The following is an 18,024-nucleotide window of genomic DNA, read 5'->3' as shown; positions in this document are numbered from 1 at the left end:
TTCGTCCCTACATCGCGAATACTACGAGCGCGAAGCCCATCGCGACGAATACCGCTCGCATGAGCGCCTCGGACATGTTGAGCAGGCCGCTTATGGTGTCGCCGTTTATCATGTCGCGCAGCGAGTTTGTCAGCTGCCGCCCGGGGATTACGAGCATTATGTTGCCTATCATGATTTTGTCCGGCTGGTCGCCTATCCCGGCTTTTACGAGCAGCACGACGGCGAGCGCGGTCGCGGCGCTGCAGAGCATCGTTACGATTATGTCGTTGAGTTTGAGCGCCGTGCATGCGCAGAGCGCCGCGAAGAGTATCGCGCCGGAGAGCGCCGAGGCCGCGCCATCGGCCCAGGAGCCGCCGAAGAATACGGAGAGCGCGAAGGAGATGACGACGTACATCACGAACTGCAGGCTCTGCGGCGTTCCTTTCGCGCTGCGGATTTCCGCGATTTCGCGTTCGAGCTCCGAAAGTTCGAGCGGCGCGGCGCATATCCGGCGCGAGAGGGCGTTTATCTTCTCGACCTTGCTTAGGTCGGTGCCGCGCTCGCGTATGCGGCGCGTCTGCGTGTATGCTTCGCCGCCAGGCGCGGAGGCCGTGACGACGATGCTCGACGTTATCGTGAAAACGTCGGTGCGCGCGAAGCCGTAGGCGCGGCAGAGGCGCGTTATCGTGTCCTCGACGCGGCTGACTTCCGCTCCCGATATCAGGAGTATCTCGCCCATTTCCATTATCATGGAGAGGCGGCGATTCATCTGTTTTTCATCCAGTTCATTCCGGACCTGTTCCGTCATCGGCCTTTTTCCTCCGTCGCCGCGGTCTGCGGCGGGCGTTTCCGCGCTGCGCGCTTTCTCGTAAAGTTATATCATAAGCGGCCTTTTCGGTTAATATGGAGAGGCCTATGTCGCCGCGAAAATTTTTCCTCCGAGCGTCGCGCGTTTTACAGTTGAAATTTTTGCTTTTCCGCTAATTTTGCGAGATTTGCAGAAATTTGCGGCCGGCGCAGAAAACGAAGCGCTGTAAAGCCTGTGAAAACGCGCTTAATCTTGACAAAATTATACAAACATAGTAGCCTTATGTCTCACGTAAGGGAGTAGGCGGCGCGTCAGGCCCGGGCGCGCGGCAAGGTCAACACCCTGAAATCTGTGATTTCTGGCCTTGTTTGAAACGACGAGACTTACTTGACGGCTTTCGCGGAAGCGGCGCGCCAAGTGGGTCTCGTTTTTTGTTGGGTGCGGCGGCCCCGTAAAAATTCTGAGGCGGCCTTCTGCGGAGGGTGCGAGAATGTGGACCGTCGGGCAAGTTTGTTTTTTGTGTGCTGTAAGGAGGAAAAAGATGAGAGAGTATTTGTCACCCTACGAGGAAGTCCTGCGCGAGCTCGACAGCTCCGCGGAGGGCTTGTCGAGCCGCGAGGCTGCGGAACGGCTCGAGAAATACGGCAGGAACAAGCTGAAAGAGGGCAAGAAGACGCCGCTCTGGAAGCGCTTCCTCGACGAGCTGGCCGACCCGATGATTATAATCCTCATCGTCGCGGCGGTTATTTCCGGCATCACGGCTTTCTACGAGGGAGAGTCGTTCGCCGACGTGATAATCATCATGTTCGTCGTAATCATCAACGCGGTGCTCGGCGTCGTGCAGGAGAGCAAGGCAGAGGCCGCCATCGCGGCGCTTCAGGAGATAGCGGCGGCGACGAGCAAGGTGCTGCGCGACGGGAAGATAGCGACGCTCAAAAGCGAAGAGCTCGTCCCCGGCGACGTCGTCGTGCTCGAAGCGGGCGACTCCGTCCCCGCCGACGGACGCATCATCGAATGCGCGAGCATGAAGATAGAGGAGGCGGCGCTCACGGGCGAATCTGTCCCCGTCAATAAAATAGTGAGCATCCTCAACCTCGAGGGCGAGAAGGACGTGCCGCTCGGCGACCGCAAGAACATGGTCTACATGGGCTCGACCGTCGTCTACGGGCGCGGCATGGCGGTGCTGACCGGCACCGGCATGAACACCGAGATGGGAAAGATAGCCGACGCGCTCGAAAACGCGAAGGAGGACGAGACGCCGCTCCAGATAAAGCTTAACCAGCTCAGCAAATTCCTCACCGTCCTTGTAATAGGGATATGCGCCGTGATATTCGCCGTCGGCCTCTTCCGCGCGCACGGCAGCGAAGCGGGCATAACGGGCGACACGTTCCTCTCGACCTTCATGGTCGCCGTCTCGCTAGCCGTCGCAGCGATACCGGAGGGGCTCGCCGCCGTCGTCACGATAGTCCTCTCGATAGGCGTCACGAACATGTCGCGCAGAAACGCGATAATCCGCAAGCTCACAGCCGTCGAGACGCTCGGCTGCACGCAGATAATCTGCTCCGACAAGACGGGCACTCTGACGCAGAACAAGATGACCGTCGTCGAGCACGCGGCGGACGACGAAAAAACGCTCGAAACCGCGATGGCGCTCTGCTCGGACGCGGCGCTCGACCCAGATACGAACGAAGCCGTCGGCGAGCCGACGGAATGCGCGCTCGTCAACGACGCCGCCAAAAACGGGATGCCGAAGCCGCAGCTCATGGAGGAGTACCCGCGCATAGGCGAAGCTCCGTTCGACTCGATGCGCAAAATGATGTCCACCGTCCATAAAACGAAGGACGGACGCATAATCCAGTTTACGAAGGGCGCGCCGGACGAAGTCCTCAAACGCTGCGCCTCGGCGCTCGTCGGCGGCAAAGCGGTGCCTATGACCGACGAAATCCGCGCCTCGATACTCAGGAGCAACAAGGAGATGGCGGACAAGGCGCTGCGCGTCCTCTGCGGCGCGATGCGCGAGTGGGACGAAGCGCCCGAGAGCTTCGAACCCGAATACCTCGAGCGCGAGCTGACCTACGTCGGCCTCTCCGGCATGATCGACCCCGTGCGCCCCGAGGTCAAGGCCGCGATAGTCGAATGCCGCGGCGCTGGAATCCGCCCGATAATGATAACCGGCGACCACAAGGACACCGCCGTCGCCATAGCGAAGGAGCTCGGCATAATCAGCGACGCTTCGCAGGCCATCACGGGCGCGCAGCTCAACGACATAAGCGACGAACAGTTCCGGAACGACATAGAAAAATACTCCGTCTACGCGCGCGTGCAGCCCGAGCATAAGGTGCGCATAGTCACCGCGTGGAAGGCGAAGGGCAGAATAACCGCGATGACCGGCGACGGCGTCAACGACGCGCCCTCGATAAAGAGCGCCGACATAGGCGTCGGCATGGGCATCACCGGCACGGACGTGACGAAAAACGTCGCGGACATGGTGCTCGCCGACGACAACTTCGCGACGATAGTATCCGCCGTCGAGGAAGGCCGCCGCATTTACGCGAATATCCGCAAGGCGATACAGTTCCTGCTCGCCTCGAACCTCGCCGAAGTGCTCGCGATATTCTTCGCGACGCTCATAGGCTTCACGATACTCGAGCCGGTACACCTGCTCTGGATAAACCTCATCACCGACTGCTTCCCGGCGCTCGCGCTAGGCATGGAAAAGAGCGAGCCCGACATCATGCGCCGCCCGCCGCGCGACCCGCGCGAAGGGATATTCGCGGGAGGCATGGGCTTCGACGTGTTCTTCCAGGGCGCGATAGTGACGGTGCTCGTCATGATATCCTACATAGTCGGCCACTACGTTGAAAGCGGCACGTGGGAATTCACCAACAGCCACGACGGCACGACGATGGCCTTCCTGACGCTATCGATGGTCGAGATATTCCACTCGCTCAACATGAGAAGCCGCCGCGGCTCGATATTCACCCTCAAAACTCACAATAAATTCCTCTACGCCGCGATGCTTGCCTCGCTCGTCCTGACGACCGTCGTCATCGAAGTCCCCGTCGTCGCGGACGCATTCAACTTCACGCCGATAGACCTCCACGAATACGCGATAGCGCTCGGCCTCGCCGTGATGATTATCCCGATTATGGAAGTCGTGAAGTTCGTGCAGCGGAGGATGGGCGTGTAGGACGCAAATTCAGCCTGACACCACGAAGCATAAAGCCCCCGAAAGAAACGCCTTTCGGGGGCTTTTATGTTTGGTCTCGCGCAAGCCGCAAAGAAGAGCGCCGCGTCTTAGTGTGACTGCGCGTTTAAGCGCCGGCGCCGCAAGTTGATATTCCTCTGAGATAATTCCGGACGACGCTGCTGCTCAGCGAACGAATATCGCTGCTTCCGTTCATCATGCACCATTCCATTTCAACGCCTCTGGTAATGACCGCAAGGTCCCATATAATTTGATTGATTGGAATATCTTTTTTTATATCTCCGCATTCCTGTCCTTCAGTGATTAGTCCCCGCAATATTCGGTAAAACGGGCGCTCCAAATTGAAGACGGAAGCAACAAGTCGTCGCGGTTCTTGCCGGATATCGCATAGCGATAGCAAGCGCTGAGAAAGTCCACGCCAATGTCCGCGCATATTTCCACCACAGCCGACACAAAAAGCTCGATTTTATCCGCTGCGCGCTTGCTCTCTATTTCCGGAGTAAGCATTACAGATTCGTAGAAATCATTATATTCCTTGTCGAAGCCGAGAAAGACATGCTCGAGTATCGCGTTTTTATTCTTAAAGTGGTGGTAGAAAGCCCCTACAGACAACCCGAGCTCCGCGACGATATCTTCGACAGTGACAGTATCGAAATTTTTCTCTGAGAACAGTTTCAGCGCTGTGTCGACTATACTCTGTTTTGTATTTTCGCCTTTCAGCTTCCTTTTATTGCTCTTCTTATACATCATAGAACCTCACAGAAAAAACAATCATCAAAGGCCGTTGCAGCAAGGAAAATGTTTATAAGCTGACGCAAATATAAAACCCATTGTACGTTTCTTGAGTGGATTATAACGTATTCCGCTTCGTTGACAAAGATAGAAAAATCTGCGATATTATATACATAGTTCATTCGGCGAATAAATTAGCATAATTAACTTTGTGTTGTGTCGGTGTAATTGCGTTCGGTCAAACTGGATATAAAGAGCGGCATGGCTGAGCTCCCCGTGACGGGCTTGCCGCACTGCGGCCATGACAACGCAGCGATTGCAGTATATTATTACAATTATGAAGGTATTAAATATCTCTATCATAAAGGAAGTGCGACGCAATGTATTTGATTCGCAGCGCGGAGGTATATGCGCCGGAGCCGCTTGGACGCAAGGATGTTCTTATCGGCTTCGGTAAAATTTTGAAGATAGGCGACAGGCTGGCGGAGGAGTACGGCGGGCTTGAGGTCGAGGTTCTCGACGCTGACGGCTGTATACTGACGCCGGGCTTTGTCGACCAGCACGTCCACGTCATCGGAGCGGGGGGCGAGGCGGGGTTCTTCAGCCGCACGCCCGAGATGCAGGTATCCGCCATCGTCAGGCACGGCATCACCACGGTAGTCGGGCTTCACGGCACTGACGGAACGGCGCGCAATATCGAGGCGCTGTACGCGAAGGTCTGCGCGCTCGAGCAGGAGGGAATAACTGCGCGCATGCTGACGGGGTCGTTCGAGATGCCGTCGGCCACGCTTACGGGCTCCGTGCGCCGCGACATGATATTCATCGACAAGGTCATCGGCGCGAAAACGGCTGTTTCCGACCGCCGCTCGTCGCAGCCTTCGCGCGAGGACATCGAAAAGCTGCTCGCCCAGGCATACACTGGCGGCCTCGTCAGCGGCAAGCGCGGCTACACGCATTTCCACATGGGCGTCGGGCGCAGGAGGCTCGACATGCTGGCGGACATCATCCGCGAGACGGAAATTCCGCCGTATCTTATCATCCCGACGCACGTCAACCGCGACGAAGCGCTTTTCGTCCAGGCGATGGAGCTTGCGAAGATGGGCGCGGTCATCGACATCACCTCCGGCATAGCGCCCGAATACGGCTTCGAAGGAACCATCAAGCCGAGCGACGCGATACGCCGCTGCCTTGAAAACGGCGTCGACATCAGGAACGTCACGATGAGCTCCGACGCGAACGGAAGCATGGCCGTCTACGACGCGGAGGGGCGTTTCGTCGGCCTCTGCGTCACTACGGTGGAGACGATGCACAAGGAGTTCCGCGACCTCGCGTGGACGAAAGACATGCCGCTTGAGACGGCGCTGCGCCCAGTCACGTCGAGCCCGGCAGCCGCGATAGGCATGTATCCGGCGAAGGGCTGCGTCAGAGAGGGCTCGGACGCGGACCTGATAATCATGGATAAAGATTTGTCGATTCTCAAGGTCTTCGCGATGGGGAAGCTCGCCGCCGACGGTGGAGTGGCGCTGCTGAAGGGCGCTTTCGAGTAACGGCGAGCGGAAATTTTCGACTATGGGAGAAGGAGAGAACAAGATGAAAAACGAACGCAAGGGACTGTTCGGCTTCCTTTCCATGGAAATGCCGCACACCTATCTGCTGATCTTCACGATATTGATAATATGCGCGCTGCTGACCTACGTCGTTCCGGCGGGGCAGTTCGAGACCGCCGCGAACGAAACCGGACGCCAGGTGCTCGTCCCTGGGACGTTCCACTACGTAGAGCAGAACCCCGTCACGCTCTATCAGTTCTTCAACGCAATCCCGACGGGGCTTGTCAGCATGGCGTCGCTCATCTTCTTCGTCATGATAGCGGGCGGCTCATTCGCAATCATCAACGAGACGAAGACGATAGACATCGTCATCAACAAGCTCATCAAAGCTCTTGAAGGAAAAGAGCATCTCATCATCTTCGTCATAATGTTCCTGTTTTCGCTGCTCGGCGGCCTCATCGGCTTCGACGCGGAGTGCGTCATCTTCGTGCCGATATGCATAACGCTCGCGCGGCGTATGGGCTACGACAGCATCACGGGCATCGCGATGGTCATGTGCGGAGCCTTCGTCGGAAGCTCCGTCGGAACCTTCAACCCCTACGCCACAGCCGTCGCGCAGGGCATCGTCGGGCTACCGATATTCTCCGGCGCGTGGTATCGCATGATAATGCACGCCGTCATCCTCGTCGCCGTCGTCGCCTACACGATATGGTATTCGGAGCGCGTCAGGAAAGACCCGAAAAAAAGCTATTGCTATGAGCTCGAGAAGGCGCACGCGGAAAGCGGCGCGGCCGACAAGCTGGACTACACGACGACGACGGAGCTCGGCACGCGCAACATACTGGTGCTCGTCACGATGGTTGCGGGCTTTGCGATAATCATTTACGGCGCGCTCGAACTCGACTGGTTCGCGAGCAACATGTCGCCGATATTCCTCGCGATGGGCATAATCGCCGGCATAGTAGGCGGAATGAGCGGCAACCACATCTGCCGCACCTGGATCGACGGCGCGAAGTCGATGATGTTCGCCTGCCTCGTCATAGGCATGGGGCGCGGCATCCTCGTCGTCATGGAGCAGGGGCTCATCTTCCACACGATACTTAACGCGATGGCCGGAGTGCTCTCGATACTGCCGACCTCGCTCATCGCCGTCGGCATGTTCTTCGTGAATGTGATCATCAACTTCTTCGTGCCGTCGGGCAGCGGCCTCGCCGCGCTCGTCATGCCGCTGATGGGGCCGCTCGCCCAGATGACCGGCGTCACGATGCAGACGGCGGTCATAGCCTTCCAGTGCGCCGCGGGCTTCTCCGACTGCATCATACCGACCAGCTCGACGACCAACGCCTGCATCGGCGCGGGCAACGTGAACTTCGTCCAGTGGTTCCGCTTCGCGATAAAGCTCGCGCTCATAGAGTGGGGGCTCAGCATCGTGTTCATCGTCATAGCGAACATGATACAGCTCGCGTGAGGACGCCCGGCGATTGAAATTCTGTATATCTGAGCATAAAAGAGGCCACGTCCGCGCGGCCTCTTTTATTGCCTGATGCCGCGGTGCTTCGCCCTGTTTATTTCAGTCAGACTTCCGAGGGCTTCCGCATGGCGGCGCGACGATGCGGTCGGGTTGCGGCGCAGCAGCGAGACGGCGCGGCTGTAGTCGCGCGCTCTGAGCGATGCAAGCTCCCGTCTGGAACGGTGCAGCGATTCGCGCAGCTCGCGTATCGCCGCCGCGCGGCGTTCCAAGCGCTCGCGTTCTTTGCCTTCCGCGCCGGCGGACGCTCGGGCTATCAATTCGAGTGCGGCCGCTGCTTTATCGTCTATCATGCGTATCCGGTCACATCTGGCGCGCCGTTCTTTCTCTATAAGTTTAACGAGAAGGCGCAGCCCCGCCTCGCGGCGCGCCGCTCCGCGTTCGCGCGCGGATTCACTGCGCGCAGCGAATGCCGCTTCAGCTTCTGCGAATTTCTCTTTTAGTCCGGCCGCGTCGGCGGAGAGTATCTCGACAGCGCGGTTAAGCCCGGCTTCTGCTGCGGCGAGGCGCGCGTTGTTCGCGGAGAGTTTGATGAGCATCTTTTTAAGCCCCGCCGCGGCCTGCGCCGATTTTACCAGGTCGGCTGCGAAAAGAAGCGTCAGCACCGCGTTCAGCGTGCAGGACAGCGCCGGGGACGCCGCCGTTATCATCCGCGCGAGCGGCGGTTCCACCATATCGACGATGACGACGGAAAAAATCCCCCATGTCAGCGAAGCGTGCAAGCAGATGTAACCGTCGAGATTGAAGCGGCATTTGCTGTAATCCCAGTAGCGCATCTGAAAAATTTTCTCCATCGCCCGTCCGGTGAGATATTCGAGCGCCGTCGAGCTGGTCATGCCGGAGAAGAAGACGAGCAGCGCGCTGCTGCGGAACGGCTCGGTCGAGAACAATATGATGAGCGCGCCGAAGCCGTATATCGGTATCCACGGCCCGTAAAGGAAGCCGCGGTTGACCCATTTGCGCTGTTCGCAGGAGACGAGCAGCGACTCCCACACCCAGCCGAGAAAGCAGTAGCTCCAGAAAAGCAGCATGAGTTGAACGATAGCGGATAGTCCCATTGTCTTTCCCCTTTTTCGGCATAAGGCCCCGCTTGCCGCGCGGCTTTGCCTTATCGTATCATACCGGCATAAAAAGAGGAACGCGGCGCTTCGTTGTAATTCAACCATATAATACATTCATGATATTTTCACAAGGAAACGGAAATTAACGAAATTGCACAGCAAGAAAGCCCGCACCTGCGCGGCCTCTGCTGCTTTTATTATAATCGCCGGCTTATACTTAGGCCTTTATATGTTGAATGTGCGACTAGTAATTGCCGAACTTCACCGCGTATTTGTTAATCCGCTGCAGCAAATCCTTATTGGAGTAGTTTGTTATGCGCGAGAGATGAGCGCAAAGCAGTTCCGCGGTCATCAGGGCTGCGACGTACGAATTGTAATAGTCGCTGCTGGTGCACTGTGCTGTGAAAATTACGTCAGCGTAATGAGCCAGCGGGCTCGTGACGGAATTTGTTATCAGAATAATTTTTGCGCCCTGCGATTTCGCCATCTCCGTCGCGTCGACAGTCAGCAAAGAGTAACGCGGAAAAGAAACGGAAATAACGCAGTCGTTTTCTCCGAGATCGCTGACGAAATCAAAAATATTCTGCCCGTAGCCGATGTAATTATGCACGTGCGGAACCATTTGACGCATGATAAGGTTCAGGAAGCTGGCGACCGAAGCGCAGCCGCGCTCCGACAGGATATACTTCTGGTCGCTCGCGAGAATGATTTTGCAGGCCTTCTTGAATTGTGCTTCCGGATTATTGGCAAGCGTGCTCTGTATATTCGAGAACACATGTGCGGCCACGATGTCGTTGACCGGGGCCGTCGTGCCGCGTGCGATGATCTCGTCTATTCTTTGTGAAGGCACTACGATGTTGTAGCTGATGCTTTCAAGGTTGTCGTCGAAGGCAGAACGCAGAAACTTTTGGAAATCGGGGTATCCGCTGAAACCCAGCGTCGCCGCGAGACGTATGACGGTGGAATAGCTGACATCGGCCGTTTTCGCCAATTCGTTCGCCGTGAGAAAGCGGCAGGTATCCAGATTATTTATGACATAATCGGCGACGGTCCTAAGTTTTGGCGACAGCTGCGCGGACGCAACAAGCTTATTCAATTTGCTGAATCGACTTTCCATCTAAAACTCCTTCTCTTCTACGATAGACGGCATCGCTGTATCGACAGACGATTTTATAAGTTTATCATAAATTAACGCCTCAGCCGTTTATATTGTTGCCGCCCATCTGAGTTTATTTTATAAAATGCGGCGCACCTCCCTGCCGGCATCCATTATCTTAGGATGTTCGTGCGTGGCTTGCGGCATATAAGTATTGACAGTGCCTAAAGGCCGTGATATATTTCGAATTAATAAAGATATCTTTATCACGAAACAAAAAGACAAAAATATTTATTAAGAGCGCAAGCAATTCAAAATCTTATAAGAAGGTGTTTTGTGTGAAGAAGTTATCTCTAGGCACAAAGATTGTCATCGGTATCGTTATAGGCTTGGCTATTGGCTTTGCCTCACCGGCTGCGGCCGAGTTCCTCTCGCCGCTCGGCGACGTTTTCCTGCGCATGCTGAAAATGCTCATCGTTCCGCTCGTCTTCTTCAGTATAACGAGCGGTATATGCAAGATGGGCGACGTCAAGCAGCTTGTGACTGTGGGTCTGCGTTTCTGGCTGTGGATTATCGTAACGTCGGGCTTCACGGCCTTCGTCGGCGTCGTCGCCGGGCTCATTACACAGCCGGGCTCAGGAACTACGGAATTCCTGAAGCATTCCGAAGAAGTCAAATCGGTTTCCTATAACTTCATAGACAACATTATTTCGTGGTTCCCTGAAAACATCATCGTATCGATGTACAACGCCGACATGCTTCAGATAATAGTATTCTCGCTCTTCCTCGGCGTCGCACTGCTTTGTCTTGGGAAGCGCGTCGAGCTGCTTGTCTCGCTCATCGACCAGGCGAGCGAAACGATGCTGAAGATAACCGAGTTCGTCATGGAGTTCTCGCCGATAGGCATCGCTTCCCTTATGGCGACGATGGTCAGCACGGTCAGCAGCGCTACGATGTACGAAGTCCTCGGATTCATGATCACTGACAATATCTGCGCGGTAGTGATACTGTTTGTAATGTACCCTGTACTCGTCAAGGTGCTCGGCGGTCTGAACGGTTTCCTCTTTATGAAAAAGATCACCGCTCCTATGCTCGTCGCCATCACGACGACGTCATCGGCGGCGACCCTTCCCGTGTCGATACGCACCGCGGAGGAGAAGCTCGGCATCCCTGAGAACGTCTACGGCTTTACTCTGCCGCTGGGCAACACCTGCGGAATGAACGGCTTTGCGCTTTTCGTCGGCCTCTGCTGCGTCTTTGCCTCCAACCTTTACGGGTTTGAGCTTACGATAGGACGCATCTTCCAGTTCGTCTTTCTCGGCATAATCCTTTCGATAGGAGCCGCCGGAGTAAAGGGCGCCGGTGTCGTCATGTCGGTCGTACTCATGGAAGCGCTCGGCATGCCGCTCAGCCTCATCCCGATACTTGCGGCTATCTGGCCGACTATCGACCCGGCGCACACCGTCCTCAACAACGTTGGCGACCTTGCCGGAACCGTAATCATCTCCAACAGGCTCGGCCTGATGGATCAGGAAGTATTCAACGACGCCAGCAAATAGCGGAGAAAGGGGAATATTGCATATGCTGACATTCAATAACGACATAATGGGGCTTCAGCCGTCGCGCTCAATGGCGTTCATGGCGAAGGCCAAGCAGATGCAGGCTACGGATCCCAGCGTAATAAATCTCGCTGGTGGGGAGCCGGATTTCGACACGCCGAAAAAGATTTGCGACGAGCTGTTCCGTCAGATTAACTCGGGGTACACGCACTACACCGTGGGCGCCGGGCTGCCGGAGCTGCGCAAAAGGATAGCCGAGAAGCTCGCAGAAGAGAACGGCTGTAATTATTCGCCGGACGGCGTTATCGTAACGCCCGGAGGCAAGTTCGCCATCTATCTGGCGGTGCGCACGCTCGTAAACCCAGGCGACGAAGTGATGTACCTGGAACCCGCATGGGTTTCGTATCCGTCCATCATCGAAGCCTCGGCGGCGAAGCCGGTCCCTGTGCGCCTGTCGCTCGAACAGAACTACAAAGTCACGCTTGAGCAGCTGGAAAAGTTCGTCACGGATAAAACGAAGATATTGATCATAAACTATCCGAACAACCCGACCGGCAAGACGCTTTCCAAGGAAGAGGCGGACGCGCTGGAGCAGTTTATGCTGCGCCATCCCGGCGTCGCGCTCATAGCGGACGAAATATACGAGCGTATCATATTCAAGGGTTACTCGAACATAAGCATGGCATCCTATCCTTCGATAGCCGACAGAGTCATCACTGTGAACGGTTTCTCGAAGAGCGTTGCCATGACGGGGTGGAGAATCGGATATCTGGCGACCACGCCGGAAATTAAGAACGCGATGTACAAGTTGTTCCAGCACACCATCACCTGCGTAAGCGGCTTTGTGCAGAAGGCTGCGGTCGTAGCTCTGGACTGCGCGGAAGAAATCGAAGCCATGCGTCAGAGTTATGAACATCGCCGCGACCTTTTCGTCGGAGGGCTGAACGCGATAGACGGCGTTGAATGCAGCTATCCGGAAGGGGCGTTCTACGCCTGGGTGAAATTTGACATCCCCGGGCTGGATTCCGAAGGCGTCTGTGATTACATATTAAAAGAGGCCAAGGTCGTAGGCGTGCCCGGCATAGCCTACGGCACTGACGACAGCTGCGTGCGTTTCTCCTTCGCGTCGAGCGAGGACGATCTTAAGCAGGCTGTCGAGCGCATCGGCGCCGTCATGGCGAAAGTGAAAAGGTAATTATTGGAGGTAACAAACGATGAGCAAAGGTTGCAAAATTATCAAGGATTTTGTACGGCCTTCCAAAGAGCTTGTTGAAGAGTTCCGCGGAATGCCCGTGGCGAACATCGACGACTGCATGGGGCGTACCGCCGCTATGCACTGCAGAATCCATCCGATGAATAAAGGAAATCTTGTCGGAACGGCTTTCACAATCAAGGTTCCGGAGGGCGACAACCTGATGTTCCATAAGGCTATGGACATGGCGCAGCCCGGCGACGTGTTCGTCATCGATGCGGGCGGTTCGCCGAACCGCTCCATCTTCGGCGAGCTGATGGTTTCGTACTGCCGCGCACGCGGCATAGCCGGCATTGTGGTCGACGGCAGCATCCGCGACTCTGAGGCGATCGGAGAGCTCACCGACTTCCCAGTTTACGCGATAGGCGTCACTCCTAACGGCCCCTACAAGAACGGCCCCGGCGAGATAAACACTCCTGTCTCCGTCGGCGGCATCGTCGTGCACCCCGGCGATATAATTGTGGGCGACGCTGACGGCGTGATAGTGATTTATCCTGAAGACGCCGAGACGGTGCTCGCCGCTGTTAAAGCCGTAAAGGTAAAAGAAGAGGGCATAATGAAGGATATCGTCGAAAAGACGAGCTATGTCCGTCCGTGGGTTGACGAGAAACTCAAAGAGATAGGCTGCGAAGAGATATAAGCTCCTGTCAGAAATATTTCACCTATAATATGTTGTAAATCCGCATGCCGGGAAGTATAAAATATAAACATTTTATATTTCCCGCTTTTGCTTTTGGGAACGGAGGTTTGCCTTATGAAAATCGTCGTTTTGGACGGGTATGCTGAAAACCCGGGAGACCTGAGCTGGGAAGCCGTCGAGAAGTTTGGCGATGTGACGGTGTATGACCGCACGTCGTTTACAGATGAAAACGAAATTATAGAACGTATCTGCGATGCTGAGATAGTGCTGACCAATAAAACGCCAATTTCAGCAAAAGTCATTGATTCGTGCCCTTCCATGAAATTTATAGGCGTGCTTGCGACGGGGTACAACGTTATCGACTGTGCGCATGCGAAGGAAAAGGGCGTCCTTGTCGCGAACGTGCCGACATATGGGACCGCCGCTGTCGGTCAGTTCGCCATCGCGCTTCTGCTTGAAATATGCCACCATGTCGGCCACCATGACAAAACTGTTCACGACGGCGTATGGGAGAGAAACGCAGACTGGTGTTACTGGGATTATCCGCTGGTTGAGCTTGCCGGTAAGACGATAGGCATAATCGGCTTCGGCAGGATAGGACGGCAGACCGGCAAAATCGCGAAGGCCATCGGCATGGAGGTTCTTGCATTTGACAGCCATCCGACAGAGGAAGGCCGTGAAATCGCCGAATATACCTGTCTTGACGAACTGCTCGGACGTTCCGACGTTATCGCGCTTCACTGCCCGCTTCTGCCAGACACTCGTGAAATAATCAACCGCGCCAACATCGCTAAGATGAAAGATGGGGTAATCCTGATCAACAACAGCCGCGGGCAGTTGGTCAACGAGCATGATCTTGCGGAGGCTCTGAACAGCGGAAAGGTCTATGCGGCAGGGCTCGACGTCGTCTCTTCCGAGCCGATTAAAGGAGACAATCCCCTGCTGACGGCGAAAAACTGCATCATCACGCCGCATATATCGTGGGCCGCGAAGGAGAGCCGCCAGCGGATTATGGACTGCACCGCCGCCAACATCCGCGCATACCTTGAAGGCCGTCCCGTCAATATTGTGAATTTATAAAAGATGGTTTCAGGCTGTCTCATAAGCTCGTAAGACGAAGCTCCGCGCGTCAGCGCGGAGTTAGCCGTATCCTCGGAGAGTTCATAAGCATGGCGGTGTTTCATGTATTGGGAGAAACGGCGGTTTTCAACGGGCGCGTGAAATATACGCTTCAGCCGGCGCTTCGTCTTGCGCGCAAATTCTGGACAATTTCCGCCATTCGGTGCTAATATTCTATATTGGCTAGCAGAATCGTCGGCTTAAAATCAATGCCTGCGGGCATATTGAATGTGAGGAATTTGTAGGATGCAGGACTCTTCTAAGATACGCAATATAGCGATTATAGCGCACATAGACCACGGCAAGACGACGCTCATCGACGGCATTTTCAAGGCGGCGCACCTTTTCCGCGACAATCAGGTGATGGAGGAGCGCGTCATGGACGCTGGCAACATCGAGCGCGAGCGCGGAATCACGATTAAGGCGAAGCACTGCACGGTCGAGTGGGGCGGTTACAAAATCAACATCGTCGACACGCCGGGCCACGCGGATTTCTCCGGCGAGGTCGAGCGCGTGCTTTCGATGGTTGATTCTGTGCTGCTGCTTGTCGACGCGAACGAGGGGCCGATGCCGCAGACGCGCTACGTGCTTATGCGCGCGCTGAAGCTCGGACTGCGTCCGATAGTCATTATAAATAAGGTAGACCGCCCGAACGCCGACCCCGCTGCGGCGCTCGACAAGACCTTCGACCTCTTCATCGAGCTCGGCGCGACGGAGGAGCAGTGCGACTTCGCGGTGCTTTACGGCTCGGGGCTCCAGGGCTGGTTCGTCGACGACCTTTCAAAGCGCGAGGAAAATTCGCAGCCCGGCATGGACGACCTGTTCAAGGCGATAATCGAGCGCGTGCCCGCGCCGAAGGCCGAGATGGACAAGCCGTTCCTGATGCAGGTCTGCACGCTCTCGTGGAGCGAGTATCTCGGACGCATCGGCTGCGGCAGAATTCTCCAGGGAACGCTGAAAAAGGGCGACAAAATCCTGCGCACGCACACGCGCTGGAAGGATTACGAGCAGACGGACTGGGAGGTAGTGTCGACCGACACCTCGACCTGCACGCACCTTTACGTTACGAAGGGGCTCGACCGCGCCGAGGTCGAAGAGGCCGGAGCCGGCGACATCGTCTGGTTCACCGGCCCCGCGAATATAGATTTGGGCGATACTATGAGCTCGCCCGAGACGCCCGACGCCGTGATGCCGCCGCTCGACATCGAGGAGCCGACCGTGTCGATGTTCTTCATCGTCAACACGAGCCCCTTCGCGAGCCAGGACGGCAACGCGATTACTCTGCGCCAGCTCAAGGCGCGCATCGAGCGCGAGACCAAGACCGACCCCGCGCTGCGCATGGAGGACCTCGGCCGCCCCGACGGCATAAAGGTCTCGGGCCGCGGCGAGCTGCATCTCGGTATACTTATAGAAGAAATCCGCCGCGAGGGCTCGGAGATATGCGTCTCGCGTCCCGAGGTCATCGTGCAGCACGACGAGAACGGGAAGACGCTTGAGCCTATGGAGGAGCTTATTATCGACGTGCCCGAGGAATATCAGGGCGTCGTCATTCAGAAGCTCGCGCAGCGCAAGGGCGAGCTTAAAAATATGGAAAACAGCGGCACGGGCGTCCTGCGCCTCGAGTTCAAGATCCCGACGCGCGGCCTCATCGGCTACCGCGGCGAGTTCCTCACCGACACGCGCGGCCTCGGCATCCTCGCCTCGCGCTTCGTCGGCTACGGCGAATGGGTCGGCGAGATAAACGCGCGCTCGCGCGGCTCGCTCGTCAGCATGGACACCGGCACCGCGACGAGCTACGCTCTTGAAAATTTACAGGAGCGCGGCACGCTCTTCATCAAGCCGGGCGACCCGATATACAACGGGCAGGTCGTCGGCGAGGCCTCGCGCGGCAAGGACATCCCCTGCAACCCATGCAAGCGCAAGCAGCAGACCAACCACCGCTCCGCGACTAAGGACATGATGACGGTGCTCGACGTTCCGCGCACGGTCACGGTGGACTCCGCGCTCGAATGGATAAGCGACGACGAACTCGTCGAGGTGACGCCGCTCTCCGTCCGCATACGCAAGATGATTCTCGACGCCGACCAGCGCAAGAAGGCGCGCATCCAGGCCGGCATCCGCGACGACGACGAGGATTAGGCGATGCTGTACGAGCTTGTGCCTTTCCGCAGCTTCGAGCAGGACGAGGTTTACAGCTGCTTTACGAGCATTCTTGAGAGCTTCGGAAGCTTCGACGACGCGGACCGCGCCGACAGCGCCGAGTGGTTCAGCAACAGCGCTGCGCAGCTCGCCTGCTACGCGGAGCGCGCCGGAATTGGCGGAAACGTCTGGACGGCGTGGCTCGCGAAGCTCTTCGCCGAGGCGGAGAACCCCTTCTCGCTCGCGCACGAGCGCCGCGATGCCTCCGGCGGCACGATGGACGGCCTCGCGATGCAGGACATGGAGCAGCTTTACTTTTATTTGAAATACGATTACGCGAAGCTCGAAAAGCGGATGAATGTCAACATGCTGCGGCGCTTCGGCAAAGATTTCAAGCCCTCCGCCTGCGGCGCGCCCTCGCTTGAGAGGACCGCGGGCGCGGTCATCGCGGAGCTCGCCGCGTCGATGGAGAAGGCCGCTTCGCCCGCGGAGCTTTACAAGGCCGTCACGGACTTCTACCACGCGCACGGCGCGGGCAGGTTCGCGCTCTACAACGGCTTCCGCTGGGACGACAAGGCGCGCGAGATAGTCCCCGCCGCGCCGCTCGAGGACATCACCTTCGACAAGCTCTTCGGCTACGAGGAGCAGAAGCGCGCGCTCATCGACAACACTGTCGCCTTCCTCGAGGGACGGCCCGCGAACAACGTCCTGCTCTACGGCGAGGGTGGCACGGGAAAATCCTCGTCGATAAAGGCGCTGCTCAACGAATACGCGCCGCGCGGCCTGCGCATGATCGAGCTCTACAAGCACCAGATGGCCGACTTCGAGGCCGTGCTCGACGCCGTCAAGTGGCGCAACTACAAGTTCGTTATATTCATGGACGACCTCTCGTTCGAGCAGTTCGAGGTCGAATACAAATTCCTCAAGGCCTTCATCGAAGGCGGCCTCGAGAAACGTCCCGACAACGTGCTCATCTACGCGACATCGAACCGCCGCCACCTCATGAAGGAGACGTGGAGCGACCGCGACGACAAGTCCGACGACATGCACGAATCCGAGACGATGCAGGAAAAGATGTCGCTCGTCGACCGCTTCGGCCTCATGATACGCTACTTCTCGCCCGAGCAGGAGCAGTACCTCGACATCGCGCGCCGCCTCGCCGCCCAGTACGGCATAGACGCACAGAGCGAGGAGTTCGAGAAGGGCGCGATACGCTGGGAGCTGAAGCACGGCGGCTTCTCGGGCCGCAGCGCGCGGCAGTACGTAGAGCACCTCGCGGGGCTCGCGGGCAAGTAATACGAAAAAATTTGCGGACGCCTCCTCACGGGGGCGTTTTTTATTTATAATTGACAAGTT

General features: G+C 56.9%; 13 protein-coding genes. 9 read left to right on the top strand and 4 right to left on the bottom strand.

All coding sequences use genetic code 11. The annotated features are described in order from the left end of the window. Positions 1 to 7: 7 nt before the first annotated feature. Positions 8 to 787 carry a threonine/serine exporter family protein gene (locus ABGT66_RS04930; RefSeq protein ID WP_346689211.1) on the bottom strand — a complete coding sequence of 260 codons (780 nt, stop codon included), beginning with the start codon at positions 785 to 787 and terminating at the stop codon, positions 8 to 10. A 541-nt stretch (positions 788 to 1,328) separates the two neighbouring features. On the opposite strand from ABGT66_RS04930, the gene ABGT66_RS04925 reads away from it, so the two are divergent. After that, complete coding sequence (locus ABGT66_RS04925) at positions 1,329 to 3,977, top strand: cation-translocating P-type ATPase (RefSeq protein ID WP_346689210.1); 2,649 nt, start codon at positions 1,329 to 1,331, stop codon at positions 3,975 to 3,977. A gap of 321 nt (positions 3,978 to 4,298) precedes the next feature. On the opposite strand, the gene ABGT66_RS04920 is transcribed toward ABGT66_RS04925, so the two are convergent. After that, positions 4,299 to 4,745: a TetR/AcrR family transcriptional regulator gene (locus ABGT66_RS04920; RefSeq protein ID WP_346689209.1), complete on the bottom strand. Its 447-nt coding sequence runs from the start codon at positions 4,743 to 4,745 to the stop codon at positions 4,299 to 4,301. Between the two features lie 362 nt (positions 4,746 to 5,107). Here ABGT66_RS04920 and iadA point away from each other — a divergent pair, with 362 nt between their 5' ends. Both iadA and ABGT66_RS04910 read left to right on the top strand, forming a co-directional pair. Next, the gene (iadA, locus tag ABGT66_RS04915; protein ID WP_346689207.1) at positions 5,108 to 6,274 is read left to right on the top strand and encodes a beta-aspartyl-peptidase; all 1,167 of its coding nucleotides are present in this window, start codon (positions 5,108 to 5,110) and stop codon (positions 6,272 to 6,274) included. 43 nt (positions 6,275 to 6,317) lie between these two features. Further along, positions 6,318 to 7,742, top strand: coding sequence for an SLC13 family permease (locus tag ABGT66_RS04910; protein WP_294195056.1), 1,425 nt, complete (start codon positions 6,318 to 6,320; stop codon positions 7,740 to 7,742). A gap of 65 nt (positions 7,743 to 7,807) precedes the next feature. On the opposite strand, the gene ABGT66_RS04905 is transcribed toward ABGT66_RS04910, so the two are convergent. Both ABGT66_RS04905 and ABGT66_RS04900 read right to left on the bottom strand, forming a co-directional pair. Next, positions 7,808 to 8,860: a hypothetical protein gene (locus tag ABGT66_RS04905; RefSeq protein ID WP_346689205.1), complete on the bottom strand. Its 1,053-nt coding sequence runs from the start codon at positions 8,858 to 8,860 to the stop codon at positions 7,808 to 7,810. Between the two features lie 247 nt (positions 8,861 to 9,107). Beyond that, a complete protein-coding gene (locus ABGT66_RS04900) occupies positions 9,108 to 9,980 on the bottom strand; it encodes a MurR/RpiR family transcriptional regulator (RefSeq protein ID WP_346689204.1) in 873 nt (290 codons plus the stop codon). Positions 9,981 to 10,297: 317 nt separating this feature from the next. On the opposite strand from ABGT66_RS04900, the gene ABGT66_RS04895 reads away from it, so the two are divergent. The 6 genes from ABGT66_RS04895 to ABGT66_RS04870 all read left to right on the top strand — a co-directional run bounded on the left by ABGT66_RS04895 (position 10,298) and on the right by ABGT66_RS04870 (position 17,964). Further along, a complete protein-coding gene (locus tag ABGT66_RS04895; protein WP_346689202.1) occupies positions 10,298 to 11,518 on the top strand; it encodes a dicarboxylate/amino acid:cation symporter in 1,221 nt (406 codons plus the stop codon). A gap of 22 nt (positions 11,519 to 11,540) precedes the next feature. Beyond that, positions 11,541 to 12,713: a pyridoxal phosphate-dependent aminotransferase gene (locus ABGT66_RS04890; protein WP_346689201.1), complete on the top strand. Its 1,173-nt coding sequence runs from the start codon at positions 11,541 to 11,543 to the stop codon at positions 12,711 to 12,713. A 19-nt stretch (positions 12,714 to 12,732) separates the two neighbouring features. Then, complete coding sequence (locus ABGT66_RS04885) at positions 12,733 to 13,410, top strand: RraA family protein (RefSeq protein ID WP_294194275.1); 678 nt, start codon at positions 12,733 to 12,735, stop codon at positions 13,408 to 13,410. Positions 13,411 to 13,524: 114 nt separating this feature from the next. Beyond that, positions 13,525 to 14,490 (top strand): D-2-hydroxyacid dehydrogenase, encoded by a 966-nt coding sequence (locus ABGT66_RS04880; RefSeq protein ID WP_346689199.1) that lies wholly within the window; start codon positions 13,525 to 13,527, stop codon positions 14,488 to 14,490. A gap of 285 nt (positions 14,491 to 14,775) precedes the next feature. Next, entirely contained in the window at positions 14,776 to 16,668 is a 1,893-nt protein-coding gene (gene typA / locus ABGT66_RS04875; protein WP_346689198.1) for a translational GTPase TypA, read from the top strand. Between the two features lie 3 nt (positions 16,669 to 16,671). Further along, a complete protein-coding gene (locus ABGT66_RS04870) occupies positions 16,672 to 17,964 on the top strand; it encodes an ATP-binding protein (RefSeq protein ID WP_346689196.1) in 1,293 nt (430 codons plus the stop codon). Positions 17,965 to 18,024: the final 60 nt, after the last annotated feature.

Source organism: uncultured Cloacibacillus sp. (assembly GCF_963926575.1).
GTDB classification, from domain to species: domain Bacteria; phylum Synergistota; class Synergistia; order Synergistales; family Synergistaceae; genus Caccocola; species Caccocola faecigallinarum.
Note: the sequence above shows the minus strand (reverse complement) of the source record. Positions and strands in the feature narration are given on the sequence as shown.

What these genes read in the sequence shown, in the direction of transcription:
- ABGT66_RS04900 (WP_346689204.1), bottom strand. Translation starts at nt 9,980, where the DNA reads ATGGAAAGTCGATTCAGCAAATTGAATAAGCTTGTTGCGTCCGCGCAG.
- ABGT66_RS04870 (WP_346689196.1), top strand. Translation starts at nt 16,672, where the DNA reads ATGCTGTACGAGCTTGTGCCTTTCCGCAGCTTCGAGCAGGACGAGGTT.
- ABGT66_RS04890 (WP_346689201.1), top strand. Translation starts at nt 11,541, where the DNA reads ATGCTGACATTCAATAACGACATAATGGGGCTTCAGCCGTCGCGCTCA.
- typA (WP_346689198.1), top strand. Translation starts at nt 14,776, where the DNA reads ATGCAGGACTCTTCTAAGATACGCAATATAGCGATTATAGCGCACATA.
- ABGT66_RS04925 (WP_346689210.1), top strand. Translation starts at nt 1,329, where the DNA reads ATGAGAGAGTATTTGTCACCCTACGAGGAAGTCCTGCGCGAGCTCGAC.
- ABGT66_RS04920 (WP_346689209.1), bottom strand. Translation starts at nt 4,745, where the DNA reads ATGATGTATAAGAAGAGCAATAAAAGGAAGCTGAAAGGCGAAAATACA.
- ABGT66_RS04880 (WP_346689199.1), top strand. Translation starts at nt 13,525, where the DNA reads ATGAAAATCGTCGTTTTGGACGGGTATGCTGAAAACCCGGGAGACCTG.
- ABGT66_RS04885 (WP_294194275.1), top strand. Translation starts at nt 12,733, where the DNA reads ATGAGCAAAGGTTGCAAAATTATCAAGGATTTTGTACGGCCTTCCAAA.
- ABGT66_RS04930 (WP_346689211.1), bottom strand. Translation starts at nt 787, where the DNA reads ATGACGGAACAGGTCCGGAATGAACTGGATGAAAAACAGATGAATCGC.
- ABGT66_RS04910 (WP_294195056.1), top strand. Translation starts at nt 6,318, where the DNA reads ATGAAAAACGAACGCAAGGGACTGTTCGGCTTCCTTTCCATGGAAATG.
- ABGT66_RS04905 (WP_346689205.1), bottom strand. Translation starts at nt 8,860, where the DNA reads ATGGGACTATCCGCTATCGTTCAACTCATGCTGCTTTTCTGGAGCTAC.
- iadA (WP_346689207.1), top strand. Translation starts at nt 5,108, where the DNA reads ATGTATTTGATTCGCAGCGCGGAGGTATATGCGCCGGAGCCGCTTGGA.